The following is a 17,816-nucleotide window of genomic DNA, read 5'->3' on the forward strand; positions in this document are numbered from 1 at the left end:
TTCAAGTTTTCATCTAGCAGAATTCATTTTACAGTTTCTGGATTTCGGTTTTGATGATTTTACATTACTATAGAAGAAACTCGTCAAAATATGAAACAATCATTTTGTTCATTATATAAATGCAAACAAAAACCCCAAGGGAAAATCCCTCGGGGTTTTTTATATCAGTTAAGATTACTCAACGATAGTAGCAACTACGCCGTAACCTACTGTACGTCCACCTTCACGAATAGAGAATTTAGTTCCCTCTTCGATAGCGATTGGAGCGATAAGTTCGATAGTCATTTCTACGTTGTCACCAGGCATTACCATTTCAGTACCTTCTGGTAATTGGATGATACCAGTTACGTCAGTTGTACGGAAGTAGAACTGTGGACGGTAGTTAGCGAAGAATGGAGTGTGACGTCCACCTTCTTCTTTAGATAATACGAAAACTTCAGCTTTGAATTTAGCGTGAGCTTTTACAGAACCGCTTTTTGCAAGTACTTGTCCACGTTGGATGTCTTCACGAGCAACCCCACGAAGTAAAGCACCGATGTTGTCACCAGCTTGAGCTTGGTCAAGAAGTTTACGGAACATTTCTACACCAGTTACAGTTGTAGAAGCATTTTCTTCAGCAAGACCGATGATTTCTACAACGTCACCAACTTTAACGATACCGCGCTCAACACGACCAGTAGCAACTGTACCACGACCTGTGATAGAGAATACATCCTCTACAGGCATTAAGAATGGTTTGTCAGTTTCACGTTCTGGAGTTGGGATGTAAGCATCAACTTCAGCCATTAATTCAATGATTTTTGCTTCCCAATCAGCTTCTCCTTGAAGAGCTTTAAGAGCAGAACCTTTGATTACAGGAATGTCGTCGCCTGGGAATCCGTATTCAGATAATAGGTCGCGAACTTCCATTTCTACTAATTCTAATAATTCTTCGTCGTCTACCATGTCGCATTTGTTTAAGAATACAACGATGTAAGGTACACCTACTTGACGAGAAAGAAGGATGTGCTCACGAGTTTGAGGCATTGGGCCATCAGCAGCAGATACTACTAAGATACCGCCGTCCATTTGAGCAGCACCAGTGATCATGTTTTTAACATAGTCAGCGTGACCTGGGCAGTCAACGTGTGCATAGTGACGAGTTTCAGTTTCGTACTCAACGTGTGCAGTTGAGATTGTGATACCGCGCTCTCTTTCTTCTGGAGCAGCATCGATTTGATCGTATCCGCGTGCTTCAGCACCACCAGCTTTTGCAAGAACTGTAGTGATCGCAGCAGTTAATGTAGTTTTACCATGGTCAACGTGGCCGATTGTACCGATGTTAACATGGGGTTTAGAACGTTCGAATTTAGCTTTAGCCATTCTAAATTCCTCCTTAGTTTATATAGGTTATTTTATATTTAGTCTAGAAAGCGAAACTTGCGTCCCACTTTCTAAGCTTACATAAGTAGTTATACTTGAACAATCGATAAAAATCAATTATTCACCTTTATTTTTTTTGATAATTTCTTCAGAAACAGACTTTGGTACTTCTTCATAGTGGTCAAACACCATAGAGAATGTTCCGCGTCCTTGAGTGTTAGAACGTAATGACGTTGCATAACCGAACATTTCAGAAAGTGGAACCATAGCGCGAACAACTTGAGCGTTACCGCGAGCTTCCATACCTTCTACACGTCCACGACGAGATGTTACGTCACCCATAATGTCACCCATGTACTCTTCAGGAATTACAACTTCAACTTTCATCATTGGCTCAAGGATTACTGGGTTACATTTAGAAACCGCAGCTTTAAGTGCCATAGATGCAGCGATTTTGAACGCCATCTCAGATGAATCGACATCATGGTAAGATCCGTCAACTAATGCAGCTTTAATGTCTACTACTGGATATCCAGCAAGTACACCATTTTTAAGTGCATCTTCAAGACCTGCGCCTACAGCTGGGATGTATTCACGTGGAACAACACCACCGACGATCTTGTTTTCGAATTCGAATCCTTTACCTTCTTCGTTAGGTTCAAACTCAATCCAAACGTGTCCGAATTGTCCACGTCCACCAGATTGACGAGCGAACTTACCTTCAACTTTCGCAGCAGAGCGGAAAGTCTCACGGTATGCTACCTGAGGAGCACCAACGTTTGCTTCAACTTTGAACTCACGGCGCATACGGTCAACGATGATATCAAGGTGAAGTTCACCCATACCAGCGATGATTGTTTGGCCAGTTTCTTGGTCAGTGTGAGCACGGAATGTTGGATCTTCTTCAGAAAGCTTAGCTAATGCTGTACCCATTTTATCTTGGTCAGCTTTAGATTTTGGTTCGATAGCTACAGAGATAACTGGCTCTGGGAATTCCATAGACTCAAGGATAACAAGGCTCTTCTCGTCACAAAGAGTATCACCAGTAGTAGTATCTTTTAAACCTACAGCAGCAGCGATGTCACCAGCGTAAACTGTTGAGATCTCTTCACGGCTGTTAGCGTGCATTTGTAGGATACGACCTACACGCTCACGCTTACCTTTAGTTGAGTTTTTCACGTATGATCCAGAGTTTAACACACCAGAGTACACACGGAAGAACGTTAACTTACCAACATAAGGGTCAGTCATGATTTTGAATGCTAATGCTGAGAAAGGCTCTTCATCGCTAGACTTACGTTCTACTTCTTCATCTGTATCAGGAACGATACCTTTAATAGCAGGTACGTCTAATGGAGATGGTAGGTAGTCGATAACTGCGTCTAACAGAATTTGAACACCTTTGTTTTTGAATGCAGAACCACAGATTACTGGGAAGAATTCTACAGAAGTTGTAGCCTTACGGATACCAGCTTTAAGCTCTTCTACAGTGATTTCTTCACCTTCTAGGTACTTCATCATCATTTCTTCATCTAGCTCAGCTACCGCTTCGATAAGTTTTCCACGGTATTCTTCAGCTAGTTCTTTGTGCTCTTCAGGAATCTCAACACGTTGAATGTCTGTTCCTAAATCGTTACCGTACATGTAAGCACATTCTTCAACAAGGTCAATGATACCATTGAACTCATCTTCAGCACCGATTGGTAACTGAATTGGATGTGCGTTTGCTTGTAAACGATCGTGGATTGTTCCTACAGAGTATAAGAAGTCCGCACCAATCTTATCCATTTTGTTAACGAATACGATACGAGGTACGCCATAAGTAGTAGCCTGACGCCAAACAGTTTCTGTTTGTGGTTCAACACCAGATTGTGCATCAAGTACTGCTACCGCGCCATCAAGTACGCGTAAAGAACGTTCTACTTCTACTGTGAAGTCTACGTGACCTGGAGTGTCAATGATGTTTACACGGTGACCTTTCCATTGTGCTGTAGTTGCAGCAGAAGTAATTGTGATACCACGCTCTTGCTCTTGCTCCATCCAGTCCATCTGAGATGCACCTTCGTGAGTTTCACCGATTTTATGAATACGTCCTGTGTAGTACAGAATACGCTCAGTAGCTGTTGTTTTACCAGCATCGATGTGAGCCATGATACCAATATTACGAGTGTTTTCTAAAGAGAACTCTCTTCCCATTTGGTGTCTTGCTCCTTCCATATATGGATTGGATTTTTTATTTTAAGTAGCAAAAAAGCCACTTTATATTGTTACATATGTCAGTATGTCCAGTACTCTCATTATGTAAAACGAGCGCCATTGAAAGGGAGAGGCATTCTCCCTCTCCACACTTCCATAAGCGACAAATAAAGCGGTCTATGCTTACATTTATTTTACGTTGTATCCTACCAACGGTAATGAGCAAATGCTTTGTTAGCTTCTGCCATTTTATGAGTGTCTTCACGTTTCTTAACAGATGCACCAGCGTTGTTAGCTGCATCTAAGATTTCGTTAGCAAGACGCTCTTCCATAGTTTTTTCACCACGAAGACGAGCGTAGTTTACTAACCAACGAAGACCTAAAGTTGTACGGCGTTCTGGACGAACCTCAACTGGAACTTGGTAGTTAGCACCACCAACACGACGAGCGCGTACTTCAAGAACAGGCATAATGTTCTTAAGAGCTTGCTCGAATACTTCCATTGGCTCTTTACCAGTACGTTCGCTTACGATATCGAACGCATTATAAAGAATTGTTTGAGATTTACCTTTTTTACCGTCAACCATCATTTTGTTGATAAGGCGTGTTACTAGCTTTGAATTGTACATTGGATCTGGTAACACGTCACGTTTTGCAACAGGTCCTTTACGAGGCATATTGAGTTCCTCCTTTCATTAAAAAGTTATTATTTCTTAGCCGCTTTTGGCTTTTTAGTACCGTATTTAGAACGGCCTTGCATACGCTTGTCAACACCAGCTGTATCAAGCGCACCACGAACGATGTGGTAACGTACCCCTGGTAAGTCTTTTACACGACCACCGCGAATTAATACTACGCTGTGCTCTTGTAAGTTGTGACCGATACCTGGGATGTATGCTGTTACCTCAATACCATTTGTTAAACGAACACGAGCATATTTACGTAACGCTGAGTTTGGTTTCTTTGGAGTCATTGTACCAACACGAGTACATACACCACGTTTTTGAGGTGCAGAGATATCAGTTGATTTTTTCTTTAAAGAGTTAAAACCTTTGTTTAACGCAGGTGATTTAGATTTCCATACTTTATCAGTACGACCATTTCTCACTAATTGGTTAATAGTAGGCATTTGATTATCCTCCCTTCGCATGTTTGTATGACCACATATCCAGGTGGTTCATTATTAGTTGAAAACAAAGTTTTTGCAAGGGAGAGCAAATGCTCTCTCCTCACAAAAACAGTTTTAACTTATTATTCCTATTGCTGAAGCTCCCACTTGAATCCCCGCAACTTTTCCAAGTTTACGAACTGATTCAACTTTTGTTATGGGTATGTTATGTTGCAATGCAGTACGAATGATAACATGGGTTAACCGCATATCAGCATCTTCTGCAATGACAACTTCTTTAACTATACCATTTTTGATTGCTTCCAATGTACGTTTATGACCAACGACCACATTTTCAGCATTTGACACTTTTTGATAAGACATATAAATATCCTCCAAAGCATCGTTCAGGAGCAACCTTGCTTATAGTAACATTTTGACTCATACAATGTCAACTAGGATTAACTGTTTTTATACAAAATTTACGACGGAAAATTTTACTGTTCCACATAAACTTCATCGTTTTCTACATTCATGTCATCTTGTGTTGTTTTAACAAGATCCACTTTGCGATAACGATTCATACCTGTTCCAGCAGGAACAAGTTTACCGATAATAACATTTTCTTTCAATCCTAGAAGCTCATCACGTTTACCCTTAATTGCTGCATCAGTTAAGACACGAGTTGTTTCTTGGAACGATGCTGCAGATAAGAATGAATCTGTTTCAAGTGAAGCTTTTGTAATACCAAGTAGAACAGGTCTAGCTGTTGCTGGTTGTTTACCTTGTAGTAACACCTTCGCATTTGCATCAGTAAACTGATGGATATCTAGTAATGTTCCTGGTAATACATCTGTTTCACCTGCATCACTTACACGAACTTTGCGTAACATTTGGCGTACCATTACTTCTACGTGTTTGTCACCAATTTCTACCCCTTGCATACGGTATACTTTTTGAACTTCACGTAATAAGTATTCTTGAACTGCCGTAATGTCCGTTACTTTTAGTAATTCTTTCGGATCAATAGAACCTTCTGTTAACTCTTTACCGTGGCTAATTTGCTGTCCTGGAATTACTTTCAGACGAGCACCGTAAGGAATAGCATACGTACGAGTTTCAACTTCACCCTGTACAACTACTTCTTGGCGATCTTTAACATCGTTGATCGCTGCGATAACACCGTCGATTTCACTGATAACTGCCTGACCTTTCGGATTACGAGCTTCGAAGATCTCTTGGATACGAGGTAAACCTTGAGTGATATCATCTCCGGCAACCCCACCTGTATGGAACGTACGCATCGTTAACTGTGTACCTGGCTCACCGATAGATTGAGCTGCGATAATACCTACCGCTTCCCCTACCTCTACGTCTGTTCCAGTTGCTAAGTTACGACCGTAACACTTCTTACATACACCGTGGCGAGTGTTACACGTGAACGCTGAACGAATGTTTACAGTTTCAACACCCGAATTTTCAACGATATGAGCGATATCTTCAGTAATTAATTGATTTTCAGCAACTAATACTTCACCTGTTTCAGGATGTTTTACAGTTTTTCTTGCAAAACGTCCAACAAGACGATCATATAATGACTCGATAACTTCATTACCCTCTTTAATCGCACCAATTAATAAACCACGATCTGTTCCACAATCATCTTCACGAACGATTACATCTTGTGCAACGTCAACAAGACGACGTGTTAAGTAGCCAGAATCGGCAGTTTTCAGTGCTGTATCGGCAAGACCTTTACGCGCACCATGCGTAGAGATGAAGTACTCAAGTACTGTTAAACCTTCACGGAAACTTGATTTGATTGGAAGTTCGATGATACGACCAGATGGATTGGCCATCAGACCACGCATACCAGCAAGCTGAGTAAAGTTCGATGCGTTACCACGGGCACCGGAATCACTCATCATGAAGATTGGGTTGCGTTTATTCAAGGATTTCATCAGTTTTCCTTGGATAACATCTTTTGCATTACTCCAAATAGAGATAACGCGATCGTAACGTTCTTCTTCCGTGATTAAACCGCGACGGAATTGTTTAATTACATTATCTACTTTTGCTTGTGCTTCGTGGAGAATTTCATCTTTTTCACCTAATACAAGAATGTCAGATACCCCAACTGTAATACCAGCTTTTGTAGAGTACTTGAATCCTAAGTTTTTCATACGGTCAAGCATGCGAGACGTTTCTGTAATTTTGAAACGTTTAAACACTTCCGCAATGATGTTACCAAGGATTTTCTTGCTGAATGGCGCCACTTCTTCGCGACTAGCAATAATCTCTTTAATGTTCGCACCTTTTTCAACGAAATATTTCGCTGGTGTTTCTTTTTCAAGGTTTGAATTTGTTGGTTCATTAATATAAGGGAACGACTCTGGTAAGATTTCGTTAAATATTAATTTACCAACTGTTGTTAATAGAAGCATACTCTTTTGCTCTTCAGTAAATGTTGCGTTGTTTACTGCGCTTGCAGCTACTGCAACACGTGTATGAAGATGTACATATCCATTTTGGTATGCAAGTAATGCCTCGTTCGCATCTTTGAAGACCATACCTTCACCGATTGCACCTTCACGCTCAAGTGTTAAGTAGTAGTTACCTAATACCATATCCTGAGATGGAGTAACAACTGGTTTACCGTCTTTCGGGTTCAAGATGTTTTGTGCCGCTAACATAAGAAGACGAGCTTCTGCTTGTGCTTCTGATGATAAAGGTACGTGAACGGCCATTTGGTCACCGTCAAAGTCCGCGTTGTATGCAGTACATACAAGTGGGTGAAGACGGATTGCGCGACCTTCTACTAATGTAGGTTCAAACGCCTGAATACCAAGACGGTGAAGTGTTGGTGCGCGGTTTAGAAGTACTGGATGTTCTTTAATCACAGATTCTAAAACGTCCCAAACTTCAGGTTGTACACGCTCGATTTTACGTTTCGCACTCTTAATGTTGTGTGCTAATCCTTTTTCAACTAACTCTTTCATTACGAAAGGTTTGAACAGTTCAAGCGCCATCTCTTTTGGTAATCCACATTGGTACATCTTTAAGTTCGGTCCTACAACGATTACAGAACGACCAGAGTAGTCAACACGTTTACCTAATAAGTTTTGACGGAAGCGTCCTTGTTTACCTTTAAGCATGTGAGATAGTGATTTTAATGGACGGTTACCTGGTCCAGTAACTGGACGGCCACGACGACCATTATCGATTAATGCGTCTACAGCTTCTTGTAACATACGTTTTTCGTTCTGAACGATAATGCTTGGTGCACCTAAGTCCAATAGACGTTTTAAACGGTTGTTACGGTTAATTACACGACGGTATAAGTCGTTTAAGTCAGAAGTAGCAAAACGTCCACCATCTAACTGTACCATTGGGCGTAGTTCTGGTGGGATTACTGGTAGAACATCTAAGATCATCCAAGATGGCTCATTTCCAGAGTTACGGAATGCTTCTAATACTTCTAGACGTTTAATAGCACGAGTACGGCGTTGTCCTTGTGCTGTTTTTAATTCTTCTTTTAAGAAGTCTACTTCTTTATCTAAATCGATGTCTTGTAATAGCTTTTTAATCGCTTCTGCACCCATAGCAGCTTGGAATGTGCTACCATATCGATCACGATATGCACGGTATTCTTTTTCAGAAAGTAATTGCTTCTTATCAAGTGGTGTATCTCCACTTTCTGTTACAACATAAGAAGCGAAATAAATTACTTCTTCAAGCGCGCGAGGGGACATGTCTAAGACAAGTCCCATGCGGCTCGGGATACCTTTGAAATACCAAATATGAGATACAGGAGCAGCTAATTCGATATGACCCATACGTTCACGACGCACTTTCGCACGCGTTACTTCAACGCCACATCGATCACAAACTACACCTTTATAACGTACACGTTTGTATTTTCCGCAATGACATTCCCAGTCCTTTTGTGGTCCGAAAATACGCTCACAGAACAAGCCATCTTTTTCAGGCTTTAACGTACGATAGTTAATTGTTTCTGGTTTCTTAACTTCACCGTATGACCAAGAACGAATCTTGTCAGGTGAAGCAAGTCCAATCTTCATATATTCAAAGTTATTTACATCTATCAAGGGGCCTACCTCCCTTTTAGTCTACAGGTTATCCCAATTATTCCTTAGTTGTCTCAACTTCGACATTCAATTTGTCTGCTGATTGATGATCATCGTCATCTTCCGTATCACGCATTTCAATTTCTGTATCGTCGCTAGACATCATTTTAACGTCCATACCTAAACTTTGCAGCTCTTTAATCAATACTTTGAATGATTCAGGAACGCCTGGTTCTGGAACATTTTCGCCTTTAACAATTGCTTCATACGTCTTAACACGTCCAACAACATCATCAGACTTCACTGTTAAGATTTCTTGAAGAGTATAAGCAGCACCATAAGCTTCAAGTGCCCAAACCTCCATCTCACCGAAACGCTGTCCACCGAACTGAGCTTTACCTCCAAGAGGCTGCTGCGTTACAAGTGAGTATGGTCCAGTAGAACGAGCATGAAGTTTATCGTCAACCATGTGCGCAAGTTTGATCATATACATGACACCAACAGATACACGGTTATCGAATGGTTCACCAGTACGTCCGTCATACAGGATTGTTTTCGCGTCATTTGCCATACCAGCTTCTTCAATTGTGCCCCAAACATCTTCCTCACGAGCACCATCGAATACTGGTGTTGCAATGTGAATGCCAAGGTATCTTGCTGCCATACCAAGATGAAGCTCTAATACCTGACCGATATTCATACGAGATGGTACCCCTAATGGGTTTAACATGATATCGATTGGCGTACCGTCTGGTAAGTAAGGCATATCTTCTTCTGGTAAAATACGAGAGATAACACCTTTGTTACCGTGACGTCCGGCCATCTTGTCACCTTCAGAAATTTTACGTTTTTGAACGATATATGCACGCACAAGTTGATTCACGCCTGGTGGCAATTCGTCGCCATCTTCACGGTTGAATACTTTTACGTCTAAGATAATACCGCCACCACCGTGTGGTACACGTAGTGATGTATCACGTACTTCACGCGCTTTTTCTCCAAAGATAGCATGTAATAGACGTTCTTCAGCTGTTAATTCTGTTACACCTTTAGGTGTTACTTTACCAACAAGTAAATCTCCATCTTTTACTTCCGCACCAACGCGAATGATACCGCGCTCGTCAAGGTTGCGTAATGCATCTTCCCCAACGTTTGGAATGTCACGTGTAATTTCTTCTGGTCCAAGCTTCGTATCACGAGCTTCTGACTCATATTCTTCAATATGAATAGAAGTGTACACATCATCTTTTACAAGGCGCTCACTCATAATGATCGCATCCTCGTAGTTATAACCGTCCCAAGTCATGAAACCAACAAGCACGTTACGTCCAAGTGCTAGTTCACCTAATTCCATAGAAGGACCATCCGCAAGGATTTCACCTTTTACAACTTCATTTCCAACACTTACGATTGGACGTTGGTTGTAGCAAGTTCCTTGGTTAGAACGAATGAATTTTTGCATTTTGTAGCGATCTAAGTCGCCTTTTACTGTTTGACCGTCAACTTCTACATATCGACGTACCCAAACTTCACGTGCTTCTACTCGTTCAACAATACCAGGGTGTTTACAGATTACTGCAGCACCTGAGTCTTTTGCTGATACGTACTCCATACCTGTACCTACAATCGGAGATTCCGGATTCATTAACGGAACCGCCTGACGTTGCATGTTCGCTCCCATAAGTGCGCGGTTAGAGTCATCGTTTTCTAAGAACGGAATACAAGCTGTCGCTGCCGACACTACTTGTTTTGGTGATACATCCATGTAGTCGATGCGTTCTTTATTTGTGACAATGTTTTCACCACGGAAACGAGCTACGATATCTTCATCAAGGAATTCTCCTTCTTCAGATAATTTCATATTCGCTTGGGCTACAACATAATTATCTTCTTCATCTGCTGTTAAATAATCAACATGCCCTGTTACAAGACCAGTTTCTGGGTCAACACGACGGTATGGTGTTTCAATGAAACCAAACTCATTTACTTTCGCGAACGAAGATAATGAGTTAATCAAACCGATGTTTGGTCCCTCTGGTGTTTCAATCGGACACATACGACCATAGTGAGAGTAGTGAACGTCACGTACTTCAAAGCCTGCGCGCTCACGCGTTAAACCACCAGGTCCTAATGCAGATAATCTTCGTTTGTGAGTTAACTCTGCTAACGGATTTGTTTGGTCCATGAACTGAGATAACTGAGAACTTCCGAAGAACTCTTTAATAGATGCAATAACAGGACGAATATTAATTAATGCCTGTGGTGTAATTGCATTTGTATCTTGGATCGACATTCTCTCACGAACAACACGTTCCATACGAGAAAGACCGATACGGAATTGATTTTGTAATAGTTCTCCAACAGAACGCAGACGACGGTTTCCTAAGTGGTCGATATCATCTGTATCCCCTACTTTATATAGTAGGTTGAAGAAGTAACTGATAGAAGCAAGGATATCACCTGGTGTGATGTGTTTTACATCGCGAGTAATATTTGCATTACCAATTACGTTAATTACGCGCTCGCCTTCTGACTCAGGAGCATAAATCTTAATAGATTGCAGCTCAACATCGCCTTCTACCACTCCACCCATTGGTTTCGCTGTTTTGAATCCAATGTTTTTCTCTAAGTAAGGTAAAATGCGATCAAGTGTACGACGATCTAAGATTGTTCCTTCTGCCGCTAAAATTTCACCAGTTTCTGGATCCACTAATGTTTCAGCTAAACGTTGATTAAACAATCTGTTTTTAATGTGTAACTTTTTGTTGATCTTGTAGCGACCTACATTTGCTAAATCGTAGCGCTTTGGATCAAAGAAACGAGACACAAGTAAGCTCTTAGCATTTTCTACTGTTGGTGGTTCACCAGGACGTAGGCGCTCATAAATTTCAAGCAATGCTTTTTCTGTGCTATCTGTGTTGTCTTTTTCTAATGTGTTGCTTAAGTATTCGTTATCACCTAAAAGCTCGGTGATTTCTTGATCAGAGCCAAACCCTAATGCGCGTAACAAAACAGTTACAGGAAGTTTACGCGTACGGTCAATACGCACATATACAACATCCTTAGCATCTGTCTCATACTCTAACCAAGCTCCGCGGTTTGGAATTACAGTAGCAGTAAAACCACGTTTTCCGTTTTTATCCACTTTGCCACTATAGTATACGCTTGGAGAGCGAACTAACTGGGAAACGATAACACGTTCTGCACCGTTAATTACGAATGTTCCAGTCTCTGTCATGAGTGGGAAATCTCCCATGAACACATCTTGTTCTTTTACTTCACCAGTTTCCTTGTTGATTAGACGCACTTTTACACGAAGTGGTGCTGCATACGTCACATCACGCTCTTTGCATTCGTCTACAGAGTATTTAGGTTCACCTAAGCTGTAGTCGATAAATTCAAGCGATAGATTTCCCGTAAAGTCTTCAATCGGAGAAATGTCTTGGAACATTTCTCGCAAACCCTCATCAAGAAACCACTGATAAGAAGAGGTTTGAATTTCGATAAGATTTGGTAACTCTAATACTTCACTAATACGGGCATAACTTCTTCGTTGGCGGTGGCGTCCGTATTGAACTAGTTGACCTGTCAACTGCTTCACCCCTCAAATCATGAGTATTATAAATGCACAAAAAAATTTGTGCAAAATCACAAATAAATACAACTACTGCTATTTAGCGTAGTCTTTTTTCTCTTAAAGATAAATACGTTGAGTCTTTCTACCTGTTCAAAAAAGAAAAATGGCTTCTATAAGAAAACCATCATTCTGTTTCATAATCTGCTGATTTTACTATCTTTTCCAAGAGAAACAAAAATATACATCTTTCTCAACGCAGAAAATCATATATTGGCATTGTATAATGTTAACATAGCCAAAAATAACCGTCAACGTTTTTTTGATTTTATGATATAATATCCTTTTTTCTTTTCTACAACTTCGACTTCAGAAAACACTTCTTCTAGTTTCTTCAGCGCAGATGGTGCACCTTGTTTCTTTTGAATAACAATCCACAACTCTCCACCTGAAACTAAATGTTCTACAGCTTTTTCTAAAATCTCATGCACGATATCTTTACCTGCACGAATTGGAGGATTAGATAGAATAGCAGCATACATACCATCTACATTTTCATAGACGCTACTTTGAAAAATGTGCACATTTCCAATTCTATTGTTAGCGGCATTTTCTTTTGCAAGCTCAAGTGCCCTTTCATTCACATCCACCATGTGAACTTTACGGTCTTGAAACTCTTTCGCCAACGATAAACCAATTGGTCCATATCCACAACCTACGTCTAATATGTCACCTTTAATATCTGGCACTTGAAACGCTTCAATTAAAAGACGAGAACCAAAGTCCACTTCGTTTTTCGAGAACACCCCACGGTCAGATAAGAAAGTAAATTGAGATCCACGAAGCGTAAATTCCCATCGCTTACGATCACTTTTACTAGAAGGGTCGTTAGAAAAATAATGGTCTGCCATATGGCCACCTCTTTTCTTTACAGTTAAAAAAAAAGCTCGCATGAGAGCGAGCTTTTTTTAAAGCATCAAAAGTTAATTACTTAACTTCTACAGCAGCGCCAACTTCTTCAAGTTTAGCTTTGATTTCTTCAGCTTCTTCTTTAGCAGCAGCTTCTTTGATTACTTTTGGAGTGTTGTCAACTAATTCTTTAGCTTCTTTTAAGCCAAGACCAGTGATTTCACGAACAACTTTGATAACTTTGATTTTTTGTGCACCAGCGCTAGTTAGTTCCACATCAAATTCAGTTTTCTCAGCAGCAGCTTCTCCAGCGCCACCAGCAACAGCTACAGGAGCAGCAGCAGTTACGCCGAATTCTTCCTCGATAGCTTTTACTAAGTCGTTAAGTTCTAATACAGTCATAGATTTAACTGCTTCAATGATTTGTTCTTTAGTCATTGTAAATATCCTCCCTTAAATAGGTTTGTATTGTTTTATCGATAATACGTAATTATCTTTTAAAAAATTAAGCGCCTTGCTCTTCCTTTTGGTCTGCAACTGCTTTAGTAGCAAGTGCAAGGTTACGGATTGGAGCTTGAAGAACGCTAAGAAGCATAGAAAGTAAGCCTTCACGTGATGGAAGAGTAGCGATAGCTTTAACCTCATCAAGTGTTACAAGTTTACCTTCGATTACGCCCGCTTTAATTTCTAAAGCTTCATGATCTTTAGCGAAGTCGTTTAATACTTTCGCAGGAGCAACTACATCCTCGTTACTGAACGCGATTGCGTTTGGTCCTGTTAAGAATTCATTTAACTCAGCCATTTCAGCAGATTCTGCAGCACGACGAGTTAGAGAGTTTTTGTAAACTTTGAACTCAACGCCAGCTTCACGTAATTGCTTACGTAATTCTGTTGCTTCAGAAACTGTTAAACCACGGTAGTCAACAACGATTGTAGATTTACTAGCGCGAAGTTTGTCCGCGATTTCAGTTACAACTTGTTGTTTAGTTTCGATTACTTTGCTCATGTTATTACACCTCCTGTAGATTATATAGAAGATGTACCGAAAGTGCACTAAAAACCTCCATGCCCAACTTGTAGACATGGAGGCATATAGTCACAGAAAAAAATTCCGCTTCGTATATTAACACCTAGGTAGGAAATTAAGTCTATTGACACCTACTGTCTACGGTACACTAATTAAATTCACAACATAAATGATTATATTAAAACTTCTTTATGAAGTCAACTTCCAAAATTTACGCTAATGTAGAAACGTCTACACGTACGCCAGGTCCCATTGTAGAAGCAACTGTTACGTTCTTCATGTAAGTACCTTTTGCAGCAGCTGGCTTAACTTTTTGTAAAGTGTCAGCGATTGTTCTGAAGTTTTCTACTAATTTAGCATCTTCGAAAGATACTTTACCGATTGGAACGTGGATGTTACCAGCTTTATCAACGCGGTATTCAACTTTACCAGCTTTGATTTCGTTAACAGCTTTAGTTACATCGAAAGTAACTGTTCCAGTTTTAGGGTTTGGCATTAAACCTTTAGGTCCTAATACGCGACCAAGTTTACCAACTTCACCCATCATGTCAGGAGTTGCTACTACTACATCGAAATCGAACCAACCTTGTTGGATTTTACCGATGTAATCAGCATCGCCTACGAAGTCAGCTCCAGCAGCTTCAGCTTCTTTAGCTTTTTCACCTTTAGCGAATACTAATACACGTTGTACTTTACCAGTACCGTGTGGAAGAACAACTGCACCACGGATTTGTTGGTCAGCTTTCTTAGGGTCAACACCTAAACGGAATGCAGCTTCTACAGTTGCATCAAATTTAGCTGTGTTTGTTTTCTTTACTAATTCTACTGCTTCTGTTGCAGAGTAAGCAGCTGCACGATCAACAAGCTTTGCAGCTTCTACGTACTTTTTACCTCTTTTAGCCATTTTTATTTCCTCCTCGAATGTGGTTTTAGCGGAATAACCTCCCACGTTTACGCTTATTTTCAGGTATAACCTGAGGATGCGCGCCACCCATTTATTTAAAAACGATAATCATTTACGATAATAAAGGTTGCGAATTGGAATTCCAGACCCGCAACCTTTTTTAAAAAACAAATCGAATTAGTCTTCGATAACGATGCCCATACTGCGTGCAGTACCTTCAACCATACGCATTGCAGCTTCTACGCTAGCAGCGTTTAGGTCAGGCATTTTAGTTTCAGCGATTTCGCGTACTTTATCACGCTTAACAGTTGCCACTTTATTACGGTTTGGTTCACCAGAACCAGACTCAATACCAGCTACTTTCTTAAGAAGAACAGCAGCAGGAGGAGTTTTAGTAATGAAAGTGAATGAACGGTCCTCAAATACCGTAATTTCAACAGGGATGATAAGACCAGCTTGATCTGCTGTACGAGCGTTAAACTCTTTACAGAAGCCCATGATGTTAACACCTGCTTGTCCTAATGCTGGACCAACTGGTGGAGCTGGGTTAGCTTTACCTGCAGGAATTTGAAGCTTTACCATTTTAATTACCTTTTTAGCCACGAGACACACCTCCTTAAGTCCGTGATGTGGTCAATTGGACAGTGATTTGCCCTCCCACGTCATATTTTATCTCTAAGGATAAAATCTTTCAAAAAACGTCTCCGATAACGAAGACGTACTGACTTAAAAGATATTATCACTTTTTACAATTCATTTCAAGTTTCATTTTATAATTTTTCAATTTGATGGAAGTCAAGTTCAACTGGAGTCTCGCGACCAAACATGTCCACAAGCACGCTAACCTTCTTCTTCTCCACATCAATTTCTTCGATAGCACCTGTATAATCTGCGAATGGCCCCTCATTTACACGTACTGTCTCATGAAGTTCAAAGTCGAAATCAACCACCTCGTTGTCCATTCCCATATGTTTCATAATGGTAACAACTTCCTCTTCTAATAGAGGTGATGGTTTAGATCCAGAACCAGAAGAACCAACGAATCCAGTTACACCTGGTGTGTTACGTACAACATACCAAGAGTCATCAGTCATGATTAATTCTACTAATACATAACCTGGGAACACTTTTCTTTTCATTAATTTTTCTTTACCATTTTTCATTTCTACTTCTACTTCTTCCGGGACAACAACACGGAAAATTTTATCTTGCATACCCATTGATTCTACACGTTTCTCTAGGTTTGCTTTTACTTTATTTTCATATCCAGAATAAGTATGGACAACATACCAACTTTTTTCCATTCATTTAGGACGAGCGTCCTTCCCTCCCTGACGTACATTTTTTTGCGCAAATGAAAAAACCCGTTCACCGGGCTTTTACACAGTTCTTATAAATAACATTATATCATGGATAAGTGCTTCTTATTCAAGAATTAACCAAGAATTAACCGAATTAAAGAAGAAATGCCCATATCAACAACTGCGAAGAAAATCGCAAAGAAGACAACTGTAGCGATAACAGTCGCTGTTGAACGGAGTAATTCATCTTTTTTAGGCCAACTTACTTTTTTCATTTCGCGACCTACATCGCCGAAAAAGTTCGTTAAACGCATCTACGGGACCTCCAGTGTATTATTTCAATTATTTATTTTGTTTCCTTGTGAACTGTATGCTGATTGCATGTTTTACAAAATTTCTTTATTTCAAGTCGCTCTACTGAGCTCGTATCTTTCATCGTAGAGTAGTTTCGATTTTTACACTCTTCACATGAGAGTACAACTTTTTTCCTCATTAGTTACACCAACCTTGTAACATTATGTCCCTAAAAATGTATCATACAATAAAAGACAATGTCAATGTCATGCCTTTTGCACTCCCTACAAAAAGAAAACAGGTGATTTTTACACCTGTAGTACTTGTTATGAATTTAAAGTGGTACTCTCTCGCATTTCCATATATCGTTCCAATTTCCGCTTCACCCTCTGTAAAGCGTTATCAATAGATTTCACATGTCTATTTAACTGTTCCGAAATCTCTTGATAAGAACGGCCGTCTAGATATAAAGAAAGCACTTTTCTTTCTAAATCGCTTAATAATTCAGATATTTTAGATTCTATGTCTGTATATTCTTCCTGACTTATAATCATTTCTTCAGGATCAGTTACCTTCGCTTCCGAAATAACATCTAATAATGTCCGATCAGATTCCTCGTCATAAATCGGTTTATCTAAAGACACATATGAATTTAACGGAATATGCTTTTGCCTGGTTGCTGTTTTAATAGCGGTAATAATTTGTCGAGTGATACACAGTTCAGCAAATGCTTTGAATGAAGACAGCTTGTCCTCCTTATAATCACGAATCGCTTTAAACAATCCAATCATACCTTCTTGAACAATATCTTCTCGATCGGCACCCACTAAGAAATAAGATCTCGATTTCGCGCGAACAAAGTTCTTATATTTGTGAATCAAATATTCTAGAGCGTCAGTATTACCTTTTCGAACTAACTCAACGATTGCCTCATCTTCTAAATCACGAAATGTAACGTCGCCTACACTTACGAAGCCTGCTTCCACCTTGATCCCTCCGACCGCTATTTATTTAGCAATATTATACAGTAAAAAGACAAAGAGCGTCAATGCT

Annotated in this window: 16 protein-coding genes and 1 other annotated feature; all 16 genes read right to left on the reverse strand. The window is 40.1% G+C overall.

Annotation, left to right across the window (positions count from 1 at the left end; all coding sequences use genetic code 11):
• Positions 1 to 174: 174 nt before the first annotated feature.
• On the reverse strand, positions 175 to 1,362 hold the full coding sequence (gene tuf / locus LMD38_RS25615; protein ID WP_001029615.1) for an elongation factor Tu: 1,188 nt from the start codon (positions 1,360 to 1,362) through the stop codon (positions 175 to 177).
• 117 nt (positions 1,363 to 1,479) lie between these two features.
• Positions 1,480 to 3,558: an elongation factor G gene (gene fusA, locus LMD38_RS25620; RefSeq protein WP_000532231.1), complete on the reverse strand. Its 2,079-nt coding sequence runs from the start codon at positions 3,556 to 3,558 to the stop codon at positions 1,480 to 1,482.
• A 206-nt stretch (positions 3,559 to 3,764) separates the two neighbouring features.
• On the reverse strand, positions 3,765 to 4,235 hold the full coding sequence (gene rpsG, locus LMD38_RS25625; RefSeq protein ID WP_001137493.1) for a 30S ribosomal protein S7: 471 nt from the start codon (positions 4,233 to 4,235) through the stop codon (positions 3,765 to 3,767).
• Between the two features lie 29 nt (positions 4,236 to 4,264).
• Complete coding sequence (gene rpsL, locus LMD38_RS25630; protein WP_001142340.1) at positions 4,265 to 4,687, reverse strand: 30S ribosomal protein S12; 423 nt, start codon at positions 4,685 to 4,687, stop codon at positions 4,265 to 4,267.
• 114 nt (positions 4,688 to 4,801) lie between these two features.
• Positions 4,802 to 5,050, reverse strand: a complete 249-nt coding sequence (locus LMD38_RS25635) for a 50S ribosomal protein L7ae-like protein (protein WP_000121830.1) — start codon at positions 5,048 to 5,050, stop codon at positions 4,802 to 4,804.
• A 113-nt stretch (positions 5,051 to 5,163) separates the two neighbouring features.
• Positions 5,164 to 8,775, reverse strand: a complete 3,612-nt coding sequence (rpoC, locus tag LMD38_RS25640) for a DNA-directed RNA polymerase subunit beta' (protein WP_000567938.1) — start codon at positions 8,773 to 8,775, stop codon at positions 5,164 to 5,166.
• Positions 8,776 to 8,812: 37 nt separating this feature from the next.
• Entirely contained in the window at positions 8,813 to 12,346 is a 3,534-nt protein-coding gene (rpoB, locus tag LMD38_RS25645) for a DNA-directed RNA polymerase subunit beta (RefSeq protein ID WP_000147554.1), read from the reverse strand.
• Positions 12,347 to 12,639: 293 nt separating this feature from the next.
• Positions 12,640 to 13,239, reverse strand: coding sequence for a class I SAM-dependent methyltransferase (locus tag LMD38_RS25650; protein WP_073531216.1), 600 nt, complete (start codon positions 13,237 to 13,239; stop codon positions 12,640 to 12,642).
• Between the two features lie 76 nt (positions 13,240 to 13,315).
• Entirely contained in the window at positions 13,316 to 13,675 is a 360-nt protein-coding gene (gene rplL / locus LMD38_RS25655) for a 50S ribosomal protein L7/L12 (RefSeq protein WP_000159736.1), read from the reverse strand.
• Between the two features lie 67 nt (positions 13,676 to 13,742).
• Positions 13,743 to 14,243: a 50S ribosomal protein L10 gene (rplJ, locus tag LMD38_RS25660; RefSeq protein WP_000048716.1), complete on the reverse strand. Its 501-nt coding sequence runs from the start codon at positions 14,241 to 14,243 to the stop codon at positions 13,743 to 13,745.
• 39 nt (positions 14,244 to 14,282) lie between these two features.
• Positions 14,283 to 14,426 (reverse strand) — a sequence feature (ribosomal protein L10 leader region).
• Positions 14,427 to 14,475: 49 nt separating this feature from the next.
• Complete coding sequence (gene rplA / locus LMD38_RS25665) at positions 14,476 to 15,168, reverse strand: 50S ribosomal protein L1 (RefSeq protein ID WP_002020168.1); 693 nt, start codon at positions 15,166 to 15,168, stop codon at positions 14,476 to 14,478.
• A 177-nt stretch (positions 15,169 to 15,345) separates the two neighbouring features.
• Positions 15,346 to 15,771, reverse strand: a complete 426-nt coding sequence (rplK, locus tag LMD38_RS25670) for a 50S ribosomal protein L11 (protein WP_001085872.1) — start codon at positions 15,769 to 15,771, stop codon at positions 15,346 to 15,348.
• A 167-nt stretch (positions 15,772 to 15,938) separates the two neighbouring features.
• Positions 15,939 to 16,472, reverse strand: coding sequence for a transcription termination/antitermination protein NusG (gene nusG, locus LMD38_RS25675; RefSeq protein ID WP_000415794.1), 534 nt, complete (start codon positions 16,470 to 16,472; stop codon positions 15,939 to 15,941).
• 131 nt (positions 16,473 to 16,603) lie between these two features.
• Positions 16,604 to 16,783 (reverse strand): preprotein translocase subunit SecE, encoded by a 180-nt coding sequence (gene secE, locus LMD38_RS25680; protein WP_001241321.1) that lies wholly within the window; start codon positions 16,781 to 16,783, stop codon positions 16,604 to 16,606.
• Between the two features lie 32 nt (positions 16,784 to 16,815).
• On the reverse strand, positions 16,816 to 16,962 hold the full coding sequence (gene rpmG, locus LMD38_RS25685) for a 50S ribosomal protein L33 (protein ID WP_002070160.1): 147 nt from the start codon (positions 16,960 to 16,962) through the stop codon (positions 16,816 to 16,818).
• 127 nt (positions 16,963 to 17,089) lie between these two features.
• On the reverse strand, positions 17,090 to 17,749 hold the full coding sequence (locus LMD38_RS25690; protein ID WP_000387198.1) for an RNA polymerase factor sigma-70: 660 nt from the start codon (positions 17,747 to 17,749) through the stop codon (positions 17,090 to 17,092).
• Positions 17,750 to 17,816: the final 67 nt, after the last annotated feature.

This window comes from Bacillus pacificus, assembly GCF_020861345.1.
GTDB classification, from domain to species: domain Bacteria; phylum Bacillota; class Bacilli; order Bacillales; family Bacillaceae_G; genus Bacillus_A; species Bacillus_A pacificus.